At 46.6% G+C, this 14,413-nt stretch carries 15 protein-coding genes and 1 riboswitch; of the genes, 4 read left to right on the top strand and 11 right to left on the bottom strand.

All coding sequences use genetic code 11. The features are described from left to right. Positions 1 to 8: 8 nt before the first annotated feature. Positions 9 to 902, bottom strand: a complete 894-nt coding sequence (ftsX, locus tag ACR6HW_RS15225; protein WP_455728561.1) for a permease-like cell division protein FtsX — start codon at positions 900 to 902, stop codon at positions 9 to 11. Then, positions 892 to 1,578 carry a cell division ATP-binding protein FtsE gene (gene ftsE / locus ACR6HW_RS15220; protein WP_455728560.1) on the bottom strand — a complete coding sequence of 229 codons (687 nt, stop codon included), beginning with the start codon at positions 1,576 to 1,578 and terminating at the stop codon, positions 892 to 894. The genes ftsX and ftsE overlap by 11 nt, the downstream gene beginning before the upstream one ends. A gap of 186 nt (positions 1,579 to 1,764) precedes the next feature. Here ftsE and ACR6HW_RS15215 point away from each other — a divergent pair, with 186 nt between their 5' ends. Next, on the top strand, positions 1,765 to 2,331 hold the full coding sequence (locus ACR6HW_RS15215; RefSeq protein ID WP_455728559.1) for a 5-formyltetrahydrofolate cyclo-ligase: 567 nt from the start codon (positions 1,765 to 1,767) through the stop codon (positions 2,329 to 2,331). A 132-nt stretch (positions 2,332 to 2,463) separates the two neighbouring features. Here the strand turns inward: ACR6HW_RS15215 and ACR6HW_RS15210 are convergent, their stop codons facing one another. The 9 genes from ACR6HW_RS15210 to acpS form a co-directional block, all read right to left on the bottom strand. Next, complete coding sequence (locus ACR6HW_RS15210; protein WP_455728558.1) at positions 2,464 to 4,869, bottom strand: Lon protease family protein; 2,406 nt, start codon at positions 4,867 to 4,869, stop codon at positions 2,464 to 2,466. Between the two features lie 179 nt (positions 4,870 to 5,048). Then, positions 5,049 to 6,146, bottom strand: a complete 1,098-nt coding sequence (gene csaB / locus ACR6HW_RS15205) for a polysaccharide pyruvyl transferase CsaB (protein WP_455728557.1) — start codon at positions 6,144 to 6,146, stop codon at positions 5,049 to 5,051. Next, positions 6,146 to 8,071: a DUF5693 family protein gene (locus ACR6HW_RS15200; RefSeq protein ID WP_455728556.1), complete on the bottom strand. Its 1,926-nt coding sequence runs from the start codon at positions 8,069 to 8,071 to the stop codon at positions 6,146 to 6,148. The genes csaB and ACR6HW_RS15200 overlap by 1 nt, the downstream gene beginning before the upstream one ends. A gap of 243 nt (positions 8,072 to 8,314) precedes the next feature. Continuing rightward, on the bottom strand, positions 8,315 to 9,469 hold the full coding sequence (gene rpsA / locus ACR6HW_RS15195; RefSeq protein ID WP_455728555.1) for a 30S ribosomal protein S1: 1,155 nt from the start codon (positions 9,467 to 9,469) through the stop codon (positions 8,315 to 8,317). Positions 9,470 to 9,479: 10 nt separating this feature from the next. Beyond that, the gene (locus ACR6HW_RS15190; protein ID WP_455728554.1) at positions 9,480 to 10,241 is read right to left on the bottom strand and encodes a WecB/TagA/CpsF family glycosyltransferase; all 762 of its coding nucleotides are present in this window, start codon (positions 10,239 to 10,241) and stop codon (positions 9,480 to 9,482) included. Between the two features lie 50 nt (positions 10,242 to 10,291). Further along, positions 10,292 to 10,648: a type II toxin-antitoxin system PemK/MazF family toxin gene (locus tag ACR6HW_RS15185; RefSeq protein ID WP_455728553.1), complete on the bottom strand. Its 357-nt coding sequence runs from the start codon at positions 10,646 to 10,648 to the stop codon at positions 10,292 to 10,294. Beyond that, positions 10,638 to 10,862: a hypothetical protein gene (locus ACR6HW_RS15180; protein ID WP_455728552.1), complete on the bottom strand. Its 225-nt coding sequence runs from the start codon at positions 10,860 to 10,862 to the stop codon at positions 10,638 to 10,640. Before ACR6HW_RS15180 ends, ACR6HW_RS15185 begins: the two co-directional genes overlap by 11 nt. Positions 10,863 to 10,958: 96 nt before the next feature. Further along, positions 10,959 to 12,143, bottom strand: a complete 1,185-nt coding sequence (alr, locus tag ACR6HW_RS15175; RefSeq protein WP_455728551.1) for an alanine racemase — start codon at positions 12,141 to 12,143, stop codon at positions 10,959 to 10,961. Positions 12,144 to 12,166: 23 nt separating this feature from the next. After that, the gene (gene acpS / locus ACR6HW_RS15170; protein ID WP_455728550.1) at positions 12,167 to 12,538 is read right to left on the bottom strand and encodes a holo-ACP synthase; all 372 of its coding nucleotides are present in this window, start codon (positions 12,536 to 12,538) and stop codon (positions 12,167 to 12,169) included. A 260-nt stretch (positions 12,539 to 12,798) separates the two neighbouring features. Continuing rightward, positions 12,799 to 12,884: riboswitch (cyclic di-GMP riboswitch) on the top strand. A gap of 24 nt (positions 12,885 to 12,908) precedes the next feature. Between acpS and ACR6HW_RS15165 the strand changes: the two genes are divergently transcribed. The 3 genes from ACR6HW_RS15165 (at position 12,909) to ACR6HW_RS15155 (ending at position 14,332) form a co-directional block, all read left to right on the top strand. Next, positions 12,909 to 13,142, top strand: a complete 234-nt coding sequence (locus tag ACR6HW_RS15165; protein WP_455728549.1) for a hypothetical protein — start codon at positions 12,909 to 12,911, stop codon at positions 13,140 to 13,142. A gap of 220 nt (positions 13,143 to 13,362) precedes the next feature. Further along, positions 13,363 to 13,815: a UBA domain-containing protein gene (locus tag ACR6HW_RS15160; RefSeq protein ID WP_455728548.1), complete on the top strand. Its 453-nt coding sequence runs from the start codon at positions 13,363 to 13,365 to the stop codon at positions 13,813 to 13,815. A gap of 22 nt (positions 13,816 to 13,837) precedes the next feature. After that, positions 13,838 to 14,332 (top strand): DUF4342 domain-containing protein, encoded by a 495-nt coding sequence (locus ACR6HW_RS15155; protein WP_455728547.1) that lies wholly within the window; start codon positions 13,838 to 13,840, stop codon positions 14,330 to 14,332. Positions 14,333 to 14,413 lie beyond the last annotated feature (81 nt).

The raw sequence follows: 14,413 nt of genomic DNA, 5'->3' as shown, positions 1-14,413 counted from the left end.
ATGGCCTCCTAAACCTTTAAGTACTTGCGCATCGACCAGATACTACCCAGTGCACCGATGCCGACGCCGATAATCAAGAACAGGAAGATGACGTCGCCTACTAAAATTTTTGGCTGTATCAAGTAGCCTGTGATAAAGGCGTAGAAATCCGTCTTCAACATTTTGTAAACGTATTCGTATCCGAACTTGATAACACCTACCGACACCAGTGCCCCTACGAGCCCGAGAAGCATGCCTTCTACGAGAAATGGCCAACGGATAAACCAGTTGGTGGCGCCGACGTATTTCATAATGGTGATTTCGCGCTGTCTGGAGTTAACTGTAAGCTTAATGGTGTTGTGTATAATAAATGTCGAGATGGCGATGAGGACAAAGATGACAATCATTCCCGATCGTCGTATGAGCTCCGTCACACTTAAAAGCCTTTCCACGACATCTTGATACGATTTAACTTCTTCGATGCCCTCTAATGTCTCAAGAGCCTTAAGCACCTCTTCCGCATAGTAAATATCTTTCAAGTAAACGATAATCGAACTCGGTAGTGGGTTCTCTTCCAAACCTTCCAACAGATAGGCGTTTTCCTTCCATGAGCTCTTTAAATTCTCAAGTGCCTGTGCCTTGCTTTCGTAAAGCGCCCTATCGACCCCTTCGACAGCTTCAATTTTTTCTACCAAAACAGCCACTTCTTCTTGTGTTACATCGTCTAACAAATAGGCCTTTATGGAATCGAACTGATCTTTAGCTGACTCCGATATCGCCGCGATATTGATAACCATCGCAAAAATAATACCTAATATAATTAAGGTGGCCGCCACTGATGTCACCGAAGCGATGCTCATCAGCCGGTTACGCCACAACCCTTTAAGCGCTTCTTTAAATGTAAATATGGGTTTAATCGTCATAGCCGTACACTCCTACTTTTTCGTCCCTTGCTATTTTGCCGTTTTCAAGTGCGATTACGCGTTTTTTCATAATGTCTACCACTTCTCTGTCGTGTGTGGCCATAAGGATGGTGGTTCCCCTTCGGTTAATGGTTCTGAGCACTTTCATAATTTCCCATGAAGTATCCGGGTCAAGATTCCCCGTCGGTTCATCTGCAATGAGAATCGGTGGGTTGTTAATAATCGATCGCGCAATAGATACGCGTTGTTGCTCTCCCCCGGAAAGCTGATTCGGATAAAAAGTCCCCTTGCCGTTCAAGCCGACCAAAGCCAAAATCATCGGCACTTGCTTCTTAATCATGCGCTGCGAAGTCCCTGTAATCTCCATGGCAAACGCTATGTTTTCATAGACCGTTTTATTGGGCAACAGGCGGAAGTCCTGAAAAACCACCCCGACTTTACGCCGTAGCATCGGCACTTTTCGCCGATGGAGCTTGTTCACCGTCAAATCGTCGACCACAACGGAACCCCCGCTGACATCGACTTCTTTTAAAATGGATTTTATAAAAGTGGACTTACCTGCGCCACTGGGGCCGACTAAGAACACAAATTCTCCTTTTTCAATCTGAACGCTGACGTTGTTCAGCGCCATTACACCGTTGTCGTATTTCTTAGATACGCTGTTAAATTCTATCATGCACCTTCTCCTAACAAAGACTACTTTGCGGTTGATCTCCGCGTCTTCACCTACCTATTATAAACAATTCGCCGGTTTCAGTAAACCGATTAACATATGAATTTACACCACTCTTTTTATTATACTTTATTTCTTTGGATATTTAATAGTATAATAACATTAAGAATGTATTACAGGAGGCTGGATATGGATAAGAAAACACTGAGGCGAGAATACGAAAATCGACGCCAGTCGCTGACGGCACCCCAACGTTTAGAAGCCGGTGCAAAGCTGTTGACAAATGTACAAGGGTTGCCGGAAGTTCAAACGGCAAAGTCCGTGGCGTCCTTTGTCTCATTTAGAAGTGAAATCGCCACTGAAGCCCTGCACCAATGGCTTCTCAAAAGCGGCAAAAAGCTGGCACTGCCAAAAGTCTTTCTGGACAAACACCTAATGGTTTTCTACTGGGTCGACGATCTCAACACACTTGTAAAAGGGCCTTACGGCATTTACGAGCCGGATGAAACACGGCATCCTGTGGCATCTCCCGAGCAGTTTGACGTCATCTTCTCTCCCGGTCTCGCCTTTGACCAAAGCGGTTATCGTCTAGGCTATGGCGGCGGTTATTACGACAAACTCTTTTCAACGGAAGGCGTCGACGCCATGCGCATCGGCCTCGCCTTTAACGTCCAACTCACCGATCGACTCGTCGTTGAAGCCTATGATCAACCCCTGCATCTGGTGGTTACCGAAGAGGGTGTTACCAAGTTTTAAAGCGCTCACCGGTCTCAGAACTGTCGCTGGCGAGGGCATTTTTTCGGCTCAACATCTGTTCTCTAATAAAAAACGCACCGCCTTTAATACATGGCGGTGCGTTTTTTTTATTGGACTCTTAATTACCGTCTGCTACGATTTGCCGTTTTCCTGTGCTTCATCGGCGAGATGTCTCAACCGCGTATCCACCAAATCGTAAATAGTGCCTTTTTCAAAGTGACCATTTTTTGTTCGTTTGCCGGACTTTCTACCGGTGAGCAACTCAATGCCTTCGTCGACGTGAGACACTGCCCAAATAGTAAATTTACCGGCTTTAACCGCTTCTACAACTTCATCACACAGCATGAGATTTTTCACATTCTGCACGGGGATGACTACGCCCTGTTCTCCGGTCAACCCTTTGCGTTTGCAGACTTTGAAAAAACCTTCAATCTTTTCGTTGACCCCGCCAATAGGCTGAATGTAACCGCGCTGATTCACAGAACCCGTTACCGCAATGGCTTGATTAATCGGCACACCGGACAAATCCGAAATCAGTGCGTAGAGTTCTGTGCTCGACGCACTATCGCCATCTACACCGGAATACAGTTGTTCAAAGACGATGCTCGCCGTGAGTGCCAATGGCTTGTCTTGTGCAAACATCCTGCCGAGGAAACCGGTGAGAATCATAATCCCTTTGTCGTGCAGGCTACCACTGGTGCGCGCTTCGCGCTCGATATTGATAATGCCCTGACGCCCTTGATATGTCGAAACCGTTATCTTCGAGGGTTTACCAAAGCTGTACAACCCGATACCGACCACTGCAAGACCGTTGATTTCGCCGACTTTATAACCATCGACATCCAGCAGATAAGTGCCGTTTTCATAGAGTTTAAGCGTCTGTTCTTCATACTTGTTTGCCCGGACAATACGCTCTGTAAGTGCTTTTTTAACATGCGTCTCGTCGACGACATCGGCGTTGTAATATTGGGCCCAAGCATCGGATTCAATAATGACGTCACCGAGGGTTTTTAAATGTGCTGTCAACTTTTCTTGATCGTCTGAAAGCCGCGTGGCATGTTCCACGAGCAATGCCACTGCGCGTTTCGTAAAATGCCTTAAATCTTCGGTCTTGCACTTGGTCGCCACAAACCGTGCAAACTGATCGATGGTGGCGCTGTTGCGCGCCATGTCCACATCGAAATCCGCCATAATCTTAAACAGCTTTTGAAACTCCTCGTCGTAGGCATTTAACAGCGAATACGTGTAGTAATCGCCGATAATAATGACTTTTACATTTATAGAGATCGGTTGTGGCTTGATGGTCTGCGCCACATACGCGCTGTTGTAAGTACTCCGCGATTCAATGTCCACCGCCTCATCTAGCAAGCTGCGTTTGAGGCTCTTCCACGCAAACGGGTGGCTGAGAATATCTTTTGCCAACAAAATCAGATATCCCCCGTTCGCCTTATGTAGCGCTCCAGGCTTAATCATGGAAAAATCAGTTTTCATCACACCCATTTCGTTAACGTACTCGATGCTCCCGATGAGGTTTTGATAACTTGGGTTCGATTCAAAGACAATTGGCGCCGTCTGTACATCGCTGTTGTCGATGAAAAGGTTGATTCGGTAACGTTCGAAGAACGCTTCTTTATTTTCCCTGGAAGCGGCAAACATCGCAAAGGGGTTGTTGTTTTCCTTTTCGTTTTCCTCTGCCTTAAAGTGGTCGAGATTTTCGACGATGTCGTCTTCGAGCATCGTGATAAACCGCTTAATGTCTTCGTTGTTTTTATGCTTTTCCTTGATGTCGTCTAAGTGAAACTTCACGTGATGGCGCACCATCTGCTCGTCTAAACTTTTGAGTTTAACCCTTAAATTTTCTTCTTCAACGCGCAGACGGTTGAAATAATCAATAGTCTCTAGATTGAGTTTTTGAGAGTTTTCAACCAATCGGTCGTATTCTTTTTGGCTAATGGCATTGTAAGCCTCTTCGCTCATCGGTTGACCGTCCTTCAGCGGAATACTGGCAATGCCCTTCTCGGTCAATGTAAACATAAAGTTGTATTTTTTGCCGATGGCGTTGAGTTCTTCCACAATGGCATTGGCGCGCTGATTGTAGTCGTCCATATACTTGTGACGTGCATTTTCGTACTCTCTGCTTGAAAATATCTCAATAATACCGCGTCGAATAAACCGGATGGCCCGCTCAATAAGCTTAATAAAGTTTTTGCCTTTACCGTTTTCCACTTGAATGGCCAGAGGGTGATAAGGATCTTTAAAGTTGTTGACATAGAGCCAATCACACGGCGGCGTCCCTTTAATCGCTTGTTCTTCTGTCAACATGTTGACAAATCGGTTGCGGCCGGTTCCCCATTGTCCGGAAACGTAAATATTGTAGCCTTTTTGTGTAACATTGAGGCCAAATCTCAAGGCTTCTTTTGCCCGATCCTGCCCGATTATGCCCCGTATCGGCACCAATTCTTCAGTGGTGGTAAAATTGAGTAATGACAAGTCACATGCGTTGCTCAGTTGCTGTGGTGTAAGCTTTAAATGGTCCATAACGTCCTCCTTCGTAGATTTACTCATGTTCGCATAAAGTATACCCACTTAACACCTCACTAATCTATAGAGAGCAAAAGAGTGGTCGACACTTCAAAAGGCGTCGACCACTGGTGTGCTGTCTCGTTGAGGACGCTAGGCTTAAAAAAGCCGCCCCCAAAACGGGAGACGGCTTTTCATTAAGATAAAATTTCGCGGATTCGCTTAGCGGGTTCAATAGCTTTTTCATAGAACTGAGGGCGCTGTAATTCAAGCGCTACCCGTTCCGCTTCAAGGGTTTTCAGCTGCTTTTCAAGGTGTGCCCTCACAGCGCACTCGTCAAGTGGATTAACCGAAAAAACCTCACCGTATCCAAGCGCCTTCCCAAAAGCTTCAATTTTGGGATCATAAGAAATCCCCGTAAAAGGCGTTCCGGCATTTGCCGCCATAATAAGACCGTGAAGACGCATGGCGACCACGTAATCCAGCGCCTTCGTTATGGCGAGAATTTCCGTCGGCGTATAGTGGTTATTAATCACCGTGTATGTCCCCTTGGTCAAATGTTCTGCAACACCTAGCGCTGCAGTGACATCACCGGGAAAATGCATCGGTACGAACACGGGATGAACCCCCAACGCAATAGCCCCTTCGACGATTTTTGCAAACCGTTCGTTAAAGTCGCCTTCCACAGACCACTCTCTCAAATAGAAACCGACACAAGGTTTTTCAACGGTACCGACTTCTTCGGCGAGCAGTTCCACGCCATGTAACCACGCTTCATCCGACAGGGCCATCGCAACCACCGGATCCATTACGACGTCAATAGGCGCCTTGGTGACACCGATTTCTTCGAGGAGCGCTTTGGAGGCGGCGTCCCTTACAAAGATGTGCGTCGCTTTGTCCGCTGCACGTTGAACGATGCGCCTGCTGCGGTCCGATTTTAACGGGCCGACGCCCTGTGCGTAAAAGACAATTTCTTTTTTCAGCCATTTTGCCATGCTCACAATGGCAGCGTAATAAAACACCGTCCGATTGCTTGTCGCATCTTGAAACAAACTCCCCCCACCAGAAACCAACAAATCGGCACTTTTAATAGCGCGATAGACAGCGCTGAGCTTCCATCGGTCTACGGCTTCTACACCGTACGCACGTGCTGTCGCCTCCGGGTCACCTGACAAGACCACAAAGGACACGTCATCGTTATAGACCGCTTTAAGTGCCTGAATAATAGACAACAAGACGGCTTCATCGCCGGCGTTGTCAAATCCATAATAGCCTGATAAGACGATTTTCGGCATTATAAGAGCTCCCTTCTGACTAAGAATTTACGTATTTGCTCTAAGACGAAGTAGCCGATTAAACCGATAACAAGACCTAACCACAGCCCGTGTACGGTTCTGATAATCGACGCAAAAATTGGTGTGTGAAGATGTGCAAAAGTGTTGACCATACTCGCCTGACCAATCATGGCGATAATCACCAGCGGAATATAGCGCTTTTTAAAGCCCCATATTAACAACAACAGCGTTACCGGGTGACCGATCATAAACTCTTTTGTACGCGGTCTCACGACGAGGACATCGCTGAGCAGCTGTCTAAACATCAATTCCAAACTGGAAATACTGCCGCCGTTCCCCGTGCGCTTCACGTAAAAGAGCAACGCAATGGCCATTGTCCCTGCGATTCCCATAATCAAGTAATTCACAGGTTTCAGTAAAAACGTTTTGATGTCTTGAAGTGTCAACTTGTCAAACTTCAGACTCAACAAGGCGATAATCAGTACCAGCGGAATCGTCGCTACAAGCTTAACCCCTCTAAACTGATCGATGCCCATTGTATACGTTGTCGACGTCATTAAACCGACCACACTTAAAGCCCCCAGCAGCGTAATGCCCGCTAATACAAAATAATCGCCTACAGCTTTTTTTACGCTCTGGCGCGTCTCTTTGACGACGATAAACATCGCCAGCGTCGGGTAGACGATAGACGCGTAAATCCCCATCAGTTGTCGCGCTATGTGCGGTTTTAGGAACAGAAGCCCCGTGTAGCCCACGATGCCAATGGCCATAACCGCAATTGTCAGTCGCCTTTGGTCAAGGCGTTCGCCAATAAACCACAGGACGAGAATGGCCGCTAGGCCAATGAGCCAGGCCGCCCAGTTCGGCAGTGCCTTGACGCCGAAGGTCTGCATCTCTCCTGTGATGACAAACCCATCGTCTTCTAGCATGGCTTTTGTCTTCTGAATAAAATCGAGTGCAAAGGCATAGTCTTCTTCGGGTACGCCAAGCGTCGGCATGCCGATGAGCACCGCTCTGAGATTGCGCTCGTTGACCGCCAGTTCTATTTGGTCGAGACTTTGTTTTTCAGAGAGTCGATCCATCTGCGCTTCATTAATGCTATGAAGCCTCAACATGTGCATCACGCCGTCGTCTTCTGTAGCTCTCAAGAGGGTCTCAATGCCCTTTTGCTTTTTAGAGAAAAACTCCACAAAGCCGCCCATTTCTTCTTTTACAAACGCCTGCATGCGCGGGTCGTCGTAAGCGGGCACTGCGCTGTCGTTAAAATAGATGCCGTTGAGATGAGGGATGCTGCGCAAGTCGTCGATGACAAAGTCCACTGACGCCGGATCCAGCGGCACCCAATCCTTCACTTGAGGCGAGACGGTAAGGCCTTCTGCAGCAAGGGTTTCAAGGGCGGCCATCGGGTAACCGACGCCGATTTCCGAAACGTATTTGCTCTCCACGCCGATATCGAGATACGCCGTCCCCCCCAATGTCACGCGCTCGCAATAACCTGCTTTTGAAAGCAGATGCGCCTGTACCTGCGCTCTAAGTCCATCGTCTAAAACCAAGAGGTACTGATTGTCCAGACGGATGTTCGAAGTGTCTTCTTCACGTGAAAATTGGTTGACGAGGTCAATCCCCTTGTACACCACGGCATCATTGCCTTCTATTAAGGAGTTGTTGGCCCCTGCAAAGGCAGGCTTAATCGAGCGTTCTTTTACGAGAACGCCCGTCGCCCCCGCTTCTTTAAAGTCTTTTGCAACAACTTCTAAAGAGCGGTTTGTCGTCAAAGCCAACTTTTCGAGATTGTCGAAGTTGAGTAAAAGTTGTACTTGGTTGTACGCCGCATCTGCGCCGTGTCGATTGACGCCCTGATACAGCGACAAGCCCACTGCCGCCAACACTACAAGGGCGATTACTACTGACATTTTTTTATTCATTTGTGCCTCCTTCAGCGGCATTTGTCTAACGCGTCATTCCGTTGTACCCATAGGGCAAAAGGACTTGCCGAAGCAAGTCCCAACACGTCGATTGACTTTTAAATACGCATTTACACTCAAAATCCGTTGAGTGGCTGTTGCTCTTAAAGCCTTCTCCACTATTTAACAACCTGTTTGAAGACGCGTTCAACCGTCGTCGATGCTCTCGACTGTTTGAGGTCGCTAGTCCCCCCCGCCGGCAACCTATAGTTTAAGATTTTTAAGTTTGTCGCCAAAAATATCGCTAAGCGTCGCCGGTGCTTCCTCTGAAGTCAGTTCATCCAAATCAAAGGCTTCTTCCGGCGCTTCGTTCACAGCTTTAATGCTCAATGCCATTTGTTGCGCTTCTTTATCGATAGAAAGGATGTATACCTCGACTTCATCGCCAACAGAAACCACTTCTTGAACGCTTTGAACATGTTGCTCTGAGAGTTCAGAAATATGGCACAAACCCTCGATGCCTTCTTCGAGTTCGATAAAGGCGCCGAAGCTTGCAATGCGCGTCACAGTTCCCCTAACGATTTGATCCGCTTCGTAGTGCGATTCGATTGACGTCCACGGATTGTCTTGAACTTTCGCAAGTTTGAGCCCAACTTTTTCAGCATCTCTGTCCACACTGACTACGATAACTTCTACAACGTCGCCTTCTTTAACCACCTCTGACGGGTGCTTCACACGTCTCCACGACATTTGAGAAACGTGTACGAGACCGTCTACAGCACCGATGTTGACAAAAGCGCCGTAGTTGGCGAGTCTGACAACTGTTCCCGTCAACGTATCGCCCTCTTTTAATCGCGCGAGTTGGTCGCCGCGTTGCTCTGCTCTTTGAACTTTTAGAATTTCCTTATGTGAAGCAACCGCACGCTTTTTGTCGCCGTCTACCTCTATGAGTTTCACCTCGAGTTTGGTGCCGACATAAGCTGTCAAATCTTCGACATAGCTCAAGGACAGTTGTGACGCCGGAATAAAGACGCGCGCCCCTTGGTATCTGGCTACAACGCCGCCCTTTACAGCTTCTTTCACCTTGACTTCAAGAGCTTGACCACGGTTTTCCATGTCCTTTAAGACATCCCAAACCACAATCTCCTGTGCCTTTTTAAGTGACAGCAACACACTGCCTTCACCATCGTCCGTCTTGACGATATAGCACGGTACGCGGTCGTCTACTTTCAGGTGCTCCCACTCTTCTTCAAAGACTTCGGTTTTCGGCAAAACGCCGTCTGCCATATAGCCGATATTGAGGATGGCTTCGTCGTCGTTTAACGAAATTACAGTGCCTTCTACAACGTCGCCTCTCTGGATTTGCTCCGTACCCTCATAGTTCTCCATCAGTTCTTTCATCGTTACATTATCAGACATAACGCCCTCCTCATCCTTTTATTTTTTCATCGATGTGTCGCGTCAGTAAAACCCGGATCATAAACTTTGGCAGTACCATCATTCTAAGTACTCTCGACGGCTGCTTTAACAGTCTATAAAACCATTCGAGCCCTAATTTTTGAAACGCTCTCGGCGCCCTTTTTACGGTGCCTGCCCAAACGTCCAATGCACCGCCAACACCCATGGCCACACTGACATCCAATAACTTTCGATGCGTGTAAATCCACTTTTCCTGCTTTGGTGCGCCCAGTGCCACAAACAACAAATCCGGTTTTTTTTCATTAATATCATCCAAAACCTTCATCATGCCGCTCTGATCGACGTAGCCGTTCGCCGTACCGCTGAGTGTTATGTTTGGATAAGCTTTCAAAATGTTTTCAGCAGCGGCTTCTCCTACGCCCGGCTTGCCACCGAACAGATAAATAGACTTTTCAGTTCTATTGGCGTATTCGAGCATTTTCCCCATCAGTTCGATTCCAGGTACGCGTTCTGTCAAACCCAGCTTGTGCACTTTGGACGCCAACAGCAAACCGATGCCGTCGGGTACGACCAAGTCCCCTGCGTTGAGCACTTCCATAAACTCTGAGTCTTCTTGCGCCGTCATGACGAATTCCGGATTCGGTGTAAAAATCATCTGTGTGCCCGGCGTCGTCATAAAAGAAACAAACCGCTTGTAAGCGTCGTCCATTGTGACGCAATCTACTTTCATACCGAAAATGCGTATCGTTTTATGAATGTCAACAGTCGACATTGTACCTCCCTATCATGAAAATACCTGCATATTAAAAATATACAGGTATTTTACTCATCTTTATCTAACAATCCAAGACTCACAATAAGCGCCTGATCCACAAGGGTCATCACATCGTCATCGAGCTGACCGAGTTTTTGAATCAATCGCGTCTTATCTATTGTTCTAACTTGTTCCAGCAAAATCACTGAGTCTTTAATCAGCCCCACTTTTGATGCTTCGACTTCTACGTGTGTGGGTAATTTGGCTTTCGCTATTTTAGCGGTAATGGCTGCTATAATAACCGTAGGGCTGTATTTGTTGCCAATGTTATTTTGCACGATGAGAACAGGACGCTGACCGCCTTGTTCCGAACCTTTAACAGGGGAAAGGTCTGCAAAATAGACATCGCCTCTTTTAATATTCACTTTCTTGATCATCTCCAATCAGTTGTTCTTCACAGACCAAAAGTGCGTATAGATAATCACAAGCCCCCATTTCACACATATCTAAATTGATTTGTGCCATGCTCTCATAGCCTTTTTTCATTTTCTCTATCGCTATGAGATGCTTACGTGAAATATCGACACTGAACTTTTTAGCCAGTTCTTCTTGTAGTAAACCGCGCGTATGTGTTTTCATAAAAATACCCCCAGTAAAACATTTAAATGTCCATACCGCGCTATCTTCTCCGTGTACAAGTTCTAACTTGCCTTGTAGATTATCATACCACATTTTTTAAAAAAAATCATGCATCAAATTAAAATCTTCGACATGTAGAATACTTGCATTTTGAAAATATACTCTCGGTACGCGTTTTCCAACCATACAAACAACTTCATAGTTAATCGTACCCAAATACGATGCATACACATCAATACTTATATCGTTACCTTCAGTTATACCGAATAAGACCACCTCGTCGTCTCGCTTCACTTCGAGATCCGTCACATCCACCATGCACTGATCCATGCAGATGGTGCCGACTATCGGGCGTTTTACACCGTCTACAGACACCTGTACGCGCCCTGCCAGCAATCTGGAAAAGCCGTCTGCATACCCAATGGGCAATGTGGCTATTTTACGGGTGCTGTCGGCGACAAAGCGATGACCGTAACTGACGCCGTCGCCGCGTTCAATCGTCCTGACTTGAGCGATGCGCGCTTTAAGCGACATGGCTTCTTTTAGTCGGACTGTGGAACGCCGCACTGCTTTTGAAGGGTATAGACCGTAAAGCATGATGCCGGCGCGCACCATATCGAACTGATACTCGGGTAAATCGATAATCCCAGCACTGTTCGACACGTGTAGCCGTCCATAATCAATACCGCGTGCCTTTAAAGCATCCGTCACCGAACAAAAGCGCCTCACTTGCTCGTGGGCAAATGACTTGTCCGCCTCATCAGCTTTGGCAAAGTGCGTAAATACCCCTTCTATCTTTATAGAGGGCAATGCACTTATGTTTGAAATAATCTCTACTGTCTCAGCGGTTGCGGGAAATCCCAGACGGCGCATCCCGGTATCTACCTTTAGATGCACCTGTGCCGTCTTTCCCAGTCTACCGGCAAGTGCAGACAGAAAGACCGCTTGAGTTTCGGTGAAGAGCGTCACCATAATGTCGCAAGCGAGTGCTTGCTCCAGATACGCCTCCGGGGTGTACCCCAAAACGAGTATCGGAACGTCTCGATAGACGTGGCGAAGTGCTAAGGCTTCAGACAGCGTCGCCACCGCAAATTGGTCGGCGCCGTTATCCAACAGCGTTTGTCCGATGTGTACGGCACCGTGACCGTAACCGTCGGCTTTAATCACCGCCATTACCGCGACGCCATCTTCGACGACGCGTTTCACCTCGCGCATATTGTGTGCCACACAATCCAAATCTATTTCTGCCCACACGGGGCGCAACAATCCACTGGCTTCCATATATAACCTCTTCACTCCCTATTTTAGTATATTGCTATAACAAATGCAATGGCGTGTTCTGCAGTATGCGAAAGTGAAATTTCAATGGCTTTTAAACCGTCTTCTTCTGCGCGCTCCCGAGCCCTGCCATACAAGGTGACATATGGCTTCCCTAGGGAATCACGTAAGATTTCAAGTTCGTTTAAATCAAAGCCTCTCACCCCGGTTCCAAAGGCCTTGGCAATGGCTTCCTTTCCCGCAAAATTTGCCGCAATTGTCTCTGCGCGCCCGTTCTTTTCTTCAAACAGCGCGCATTCTTTTTCTGTAAAAAAGCGTCTGACAAAATGTTCCTTACGCGTTATTAAGGCCTCAATTCGCTTGATTTCAACGAGATCGACCCCATTTTTTATCTTCATAGCAGACTCCTTCCACAAGATACATTATACACATTTTTCATAGTTTTGTGTTAAATTTTTAATAATCTACGCCGTGTTCTTTCTATTCAAAGAACTCTCAATACACCTTGAATTCCAAATATTTTGTGTTGTTTGAAATCATTTGGGTATATTGCACCAAAAGACCTTCAGAGGTTCTTTGTGACTTCTGACTTATTTTAAGGATAAACCTTGAAGTTTATACACTGTTCATTATATAATGATAAAGGCTAAATTGCCCTAGCAGATAAAGGCAAAATTACCGAAAGGTGATGACGCAAAGTCATGGGTCTAAGGAGGTTTCCTCTACGATTGCCAGACTCCCAAAGCAAAAGACGATGGAGGCATTAAAATGACAACAGAATTCAAACAAGCGATTTTTCAGTTTGTCAGTGAAGAATACGTGTATCAATCCCACAGTGCGCCACCTAAAGAGACGGTACTCAGTGATTTTATCGCCAAAGCCGAACACGGCAACGAAATGGCGACCATCTTCTTAGCGGAATGGTACCACGATCTCGTACACCGACAGGAGTATCGCTCAGATACCTTAAAAAAACTCAAACTCTTCTTTATGGGACATTAACATAATCAGCCTCTAGTCGCCGGACTTTAGCCGGTGGCAAGGGGCTTTTTTACGCGCTTTTCCAAGGAATAAGATACATCGTACCAAATATGTGCTTTGGCGTCAATCAGCCCCCTGGATAAATTCTAGCTGTTTTTTAACCTTTTGTAAGTGTCATATTAATCATGAACGCCTATAATGAGTTCAAGAGTTCGGTACACTGCTCAAAAAGGAGGTTAACATGTCGATAACACTTGAACAAATCGATCGCGTTATTGAACGAACCGGAGCCGATTATGCGACGGCGAAAGCAGCGCTGGAGGCATCGAACGGCGATGTCATCGAAGCCATTATCCAAATCGAAGGCGACACAACCGACACCGGCACAACTGACGACGCTTTTCAAGGTGAAAAGCCGGAACCCGAATGGCAGGAAAAAGCCAAATGGGCCTTGAAGAAAGCCTGCAAAGCCATCGAGTTCTCACTCAACATCAAAGTCATCTGGAAGAAAAATGACGTACAGCTTTTCGAAGTGCCGCTCTTACTCGTAGCGCTCTTCGTCTTATGGCTGATGCCGTTCTCATTAATCGTCATCGCATTGCCGTTTTTCTTCGGTATTAAGCTGTATATAAAGAGCGCGTTCGGCAAGACCAACGAAGTCTCTGAATGGCTGAGACAACGTACAAAATCGTAAACACGTTTATAAGGAGGTTATTATGTCAGTAAGTTTAGAAAAAATTGATATGCTCATGGAAAGAGCCAACATTTCCTACAAAGAAGCAAAAGACGCCCTGGAAAGACACAACGGGGACATGGTGGAAGCTTTAATCGAACTCGAGTCTTCCCAAAAAACAAATTACAACAAACAGAAAAAAGCACAGGGTGAGCGTCGCAAGCAAGCGCCTAGAAGAGATTTCTTCGACGACGTCAGCGCCTTTATTAAAAAGATGCACAAGACGTCGTTCACCATCGGTAAAAAGGGACACAAAGTCCTCGACTTGCCTTTGACCATTGCGTCCCTCATCATTCTGTTCACACTCCCGGTATCGCTTATCATCTTGTTGATTCCGCTCCTACTCGGTTACAAGTTTATCCTCATCGATGAAAAAGGCAAAAAAGTAAACTTCGGCGAGACGTTTTCAGAAAGCAAAGGCGCACCACAAGAAGAAGAAGTTAAAGTGGAACAAGAAGAAGTGGATCGCAGAGCGTAATCCCATGGCCTTGTCCTCCCAATGAAATGAAGCAAGGTGCCCGCCTTGCTTTTTTTCTTTTTCCGCGCCTTTCTCGTGGTA

Source organism: Fusibacter sp. JL298sf-3 (assembly GCF_053842995.1).
This window is presented reverse-complemented; position numbering and strand designations above follow the sequence as displayed.

Bases quoted from the DNA above. Each gene is read 5' to 3' on its own strand.
- ftsX (WP_455728561.1), bottom strand. From the start codon at position 902: ATGACGATTAAACCCATATTTACATTTAAAGAAGCGCTTAAAGGGTTG.
- ftsE (WP_455728560.1), bottom strand. From the start codon at position 1,578: ATGATAGAATTTAACAGCGTATCTAAGAAATACGACAACGGTGTAATG.
- ACR6HW_RS15215 (WP_455728559.1), top strand. From the start codon at position 1,765: ATGGATAAGAAAACACTGAGGCGAGAATACGAAAATCGACGCCAGTCG.
- ACR6HW_RS15210 (WP_455728558.1), bottom strand. From the start codon at position 4,869: ATGGACCATTTAAAGCTTACACCACAGCAACTGAGCAACGCATGTGAC.
- csaB (WP_455728557.1), bottom strand. From the start codon at position 6,146: ATGCCGAAAATCGTCTTATCAGGCTATTATGGATTTGACAACGCCGGC.
- ACR6HW_RS15200 (WP_455728556.1), bottom strand. From the start codon at position 8,071: ATGAATAAAAAAATGTCAGTAGTAATCGCCCTTGTAGTGTTGGCGGCA.
- rpsA (WP_455728555.1), bottom strand. From the start codon at position 9,469: ATGTCTGATAATGTAACGATGAAAGAACTGATGGAGAACTATGAGGGT.
- ACR6HW_RS15190 (WP_455728554.1), bottom strand. From the start codon at position 10,241: ATGTCGACTGTTGACATTCATAAAACGATACGCATTTTCGGTATGAAA.
- ACR6HW_RS15180 (WP_455728552.1), bottom strand. From the start codon at position 10,862: ATGAAAACACATACGCGCGGTTTACTACAAGAAGAACTGGCTAAAAAG.
- alr (WP_455728551.1), bottom strand. From the start codon at position 12,143: ATGGAAGCCAGTGGATTGTTGCGCCCCGTGTGGGCAGAAATAGATTTG.
- acpS (WP_455728550.1), bottom strand. From the start codon at position 12,538: ATGAAGATAAAAAATGGGGTCGATCTCGTTGAAATCAAGCGAATTGAG.
- ACR6HW_RS15165 (WP_455728549.1), top strand. From the start codon at position 12,909: ATGACAACAGAATTCAAACAAGCGATTTTTCAGTTTGTCAGTGAAGAA.
- ACR6HW_RS15160 (WP_455728548.1), top strand. From the start codon at position 13,363: ATGTCGATAACACTTGAACAAATCGATCGCGTTATTGAACGAACCGGA.
- ACR6HW_RS15155 (WP_455728547.1), top strand. From the start codon at position 13,838: ATGTCAGTAAGTTTAGAAAAAATTGATATGCTCATGGAAAGAGCCAAC.